Here is a 2,474-nt window from a genome sequence, read left to right on the forward strand (position 1 = left end):
TCCCGCACCTTCGGCGCGAGTGCCAGCGCCAGCGCCGACGTCGCGCGGTTCAGCGCGGCCTGCATCAGCGCGTGCGACAGCTGCGCCGGTGCCGGGTGAAACAGGGCCTGATCCAGCACGTGAATCGCGCACGCGCGCAGCGCTTCATGCTCGCGCGCGGCGTCGGGCGTCGCATCGGCGAGCGCGCGGGCCAGCGCGAGCGGCGCCGTCACGTTGCGCGCGAGTGCGCCGGCGAGCGACGCGCCGTCGATCGTCCGCGCGCCGTCGGCGCCCGCGCTGGCGCTGACGAACACCGCGCACGCGGGCCGGCCGAGCGCTTCGCCGCACGCGGCGACGAGCGCGGCCGCATCGGTTTCCAGGGCCAGATCGGCGTCCAGCACGACCGCGCGGCGGCCGAGCGCGGCGACGTCGGCGACGAGCGCATCGGCGGCCGCGCGCGGCGCGCCCTGGCCGCGCTGCAGCGCGACGTCCCAGCCGCGGCGGGCGAACCCCATCGCGAGCGCGCGGCCGATCGACGCGGCGTCGGCCGCGCTGCCCAGGGCGCCCGTGACGAGCACCACGCGCGGGGTCGACGTATCGGCTGAAACGGTCATTTACAATGCCGGGATGAACCCGAAAGCTCACGAACCCGCTAGTTTACCTGCTCCCGGCCCCGACGCGCTCGCGCAGTCCGAAACCCTTGCCGCGCAACTGCGCGACGAGATCGCGGCGGCCGGCGGCTGGCTGCCGTTCGACCGTTTCATGGAGCGCGCGCTGTATGCGCCCGGCCTCGGCTATTACAGCGGCGGCGCCCGCAAGTTCGGGCGCCGCGCCGACGACGGCAGCGACTTCGTCACCGCACCGGAGCTGTCGCCGCTGTTCGCGCAAACGCTCGCGCAACCGGTCGCGCAGGCGCTCGCGGCGAGCGACACGCGCCGCGTGATGGAATTCGGCGCGGGCACGGGCAAGCTCGCGGCCGGGCTGCTCGCCGCCCTCGACGCGCAGCGCGTCGAACTCGACGAATACCTGATCGTCGACCTGTCCGGCGAGCTGCGCGAACGGCAGCGCGACACGATCGCGGCCGCCGCGCCGGCGCTGGCCGCGAAGGTGCGCTGGCTCGACGCGCTGCCCGAGCGGTTCGACGGCGTCGTGGTCGGCAACGAGGTGCTCGACGCGATGCCGGTGCGGCTGTTCGCGAAGGCGGGCGGCGCGTGGCACGAGCGCGGCGTCGCGCTCGACGCGCGCCAGGCGTTCGTGTTCGACGACCGGCCCGCCGACGCGGCCGGCCTGCCGCCGGCGCTCGCCGGGCTCGACGTCGGCGACGGCTACGTGACCGAGACGCACGAGGCCGCGCTGGCGTTCACGCGCACCGTCTGCACGATGCTCGCGCGCGGCGCGGTGCTGCTGGTCGACTACGGCTTTCCGGCACACGAGTACTACCATCCGCAGCGCGACCGCGGCACGCTGATGTGCCACTACCGCCACCAGGCGCACGAGGACCCGTTCCTGTACCCGGGACTGCAGGACATCACCGCGCACGTCGAATTCACCGGCATCTACGACGCGGCCGTCGCGACCGGCGCCGACCTGCTCGGCTACACGTCGCAGGCGCGCTTCCTGCTGAACGCCGGCATCACCGACGCGCTGGCCGCGATCGATCCGTCCGACATCCGCGCGTTCCTGCCGGCCGCGAACGCGGTGCAGAAGCTGATCTCGGAAGCCGAGATGGGCGAGCTGTTCAAGGTGATCGCGTTTTCGCGCGGCATCGACGGCACGCTCGACGCGTTCGCGCGCGGCGACCGCTCGCACGCGCTTTGAGCGAGGGCGGACATGCTGCGCTGGCTGCTGACGACGTTCATCGCGGTGATGATCCTGACGCGCTGCTGGCCGTGGCTCGGCAAGCTCGGCATCGGGCGGATGCCGGGCGACGTCACGCTGACGCTCGGCGGGCGGCGCTACCCGTTCCCGTTCATGTCGACGCTGGTGCTGACGATGCTGCTGTCGATGGTGGCGCGGCTGCTCTGAGCCGCGCCTGAAAGAGGGGGCGCGCGCTACAGCTCGATCTCGCCGAGGATCCGGTGCGCGAGCGCCTTCGCCTCGTCGAACGCTTCTTCCTCGCTGGGGCTCGTCGAGTGGACGTCGTAACGTGTGTTCTCGGTGTCGTCCCCGTCGTCGCGCGAGAGGATCACGTAACCCTGAAACTGCCCGTTGCCCGCATGCTGGGTATGCGCCTTGGCCGTGTAGATGCCTTTCGTGAACGTGTTCGTGTCCATCGTGCTCTCCCGCAAAAGGACACTTCATCGTAGCACTGCGGCGCAGCATGTACAGCGCCGCTTATCGGTGACCGAACGGTGTCCGGTCGCGGCGTCCGGTCGCGGGGCTGTCGATCCGCGCATGGCGGCGCGATCCGGTGATGGCCTTCCTGCCCGCGGACTGGCGGCTTCCGGCGCGTGTGACGCCGGCCTATCTGGCGGCGCGTCCGCTGATTCTCAACG

Annotated in this window: 4 protein-coding genes and 1 pseudogene; 3 read left to right on the forward strand and 2 right to left on the reverse strand. The window is 72.2% G+C overall.

The features are described from left to right. A partial coding sequence (locus tag G3N62_RS35115; RefSeq protein WP_206141528.1) for an SDR family oxidoreductase occupies positions 1-593 on the reverse strand: 593 nt, incomplete at its 3' end. Between the two features lie 13 nt (positions 594-606). On the opposite strand from G3N62_RS35115, the gene G3N62_RS35120 reads away from it, so the two are divergent. Next, positions 607-1,797, forward strand: a complete 1,191-nt coding sequence (locus G3N62_RS35120; RefSeq protein ID WP_124670248.1) for an SAM-dependent methyltransferase — start codon at positions 607-609, stop codon at positions 1,795-1,797. A 12-nt stretch (positions 1,798-1,809) separates the two neighbouring features. Next, complete coding sequence (locus G3N62_RS35125; RefSeq protein ID WP_006477606.1) at positions 1,810-2,004, forward strand: DUF2905 domain-containing protein; 195 nt, start codon at positions 1,810-1,812, stop codon at positions 2,002-2,004. Between the two features lie 26 nt (positions 2,005-2,030). On the opposite strand, the gene G3N62_RS35130 is transcribed toward G3N62_RS35125, so the two are convergent. After that, on the reverse strand, positions 2,031-2,252 hold the full coding sequence (locus G3N62_RS35130; RefSeq protein ID WP_021163760.1) for a hypothetical protein: 222 nt from the start codon (positions 2,250-2,252) through the stop codon (positions 2,031-2,033). An 89-nt stretch (positions 2,253-2,341) separates the two neighbouring features. On the opposite strand from G3N62_RS35130, the pseudogene G3N62_RS35135 reads away from it, so the two are divergent. Beyond that, positions 2,342-2,474: pseudogene (locus G3N62_RS35135) on the forward strand (LysR family transcriptional regulator); the annotation flags it as partial.

This window comes from Burkholderia sp. Tr-20355 (assembly GCF_017104685.1).
Lineage (GTDB): Bacteria > Pseudomonadota > Gammaproteobacteria > Burkholderiales > Burkholderiaceae > Burkholderia > Burkholderia seminalis.

What these genes read in the sequence shown, in the direction of transcription:
- G3N62_RS35120 (WP_124670248.1), top strand. Translation starts at nt 607, where the DNA reads ATGAACCCGAAAGCTCACGAACCCGCTAGTTTACCTGCTCCCGGCCCC.
- G3N62_RS35125 (WP_006477606.1), top strand. Translation starts at nt 1,810, where the DNA reads ATGCTGCGCTGGCTGCTGACGACGTTCATCGCGGTGATGATCCTGACG.
- G3N62_RS35130 (WP_021163760.1), bottom strand. Translation starts at nt 2,252, where the DNA reads ATGGACACGAACACGTTCACGAAAGGCATCTACACGGCCAAGGCGCAT.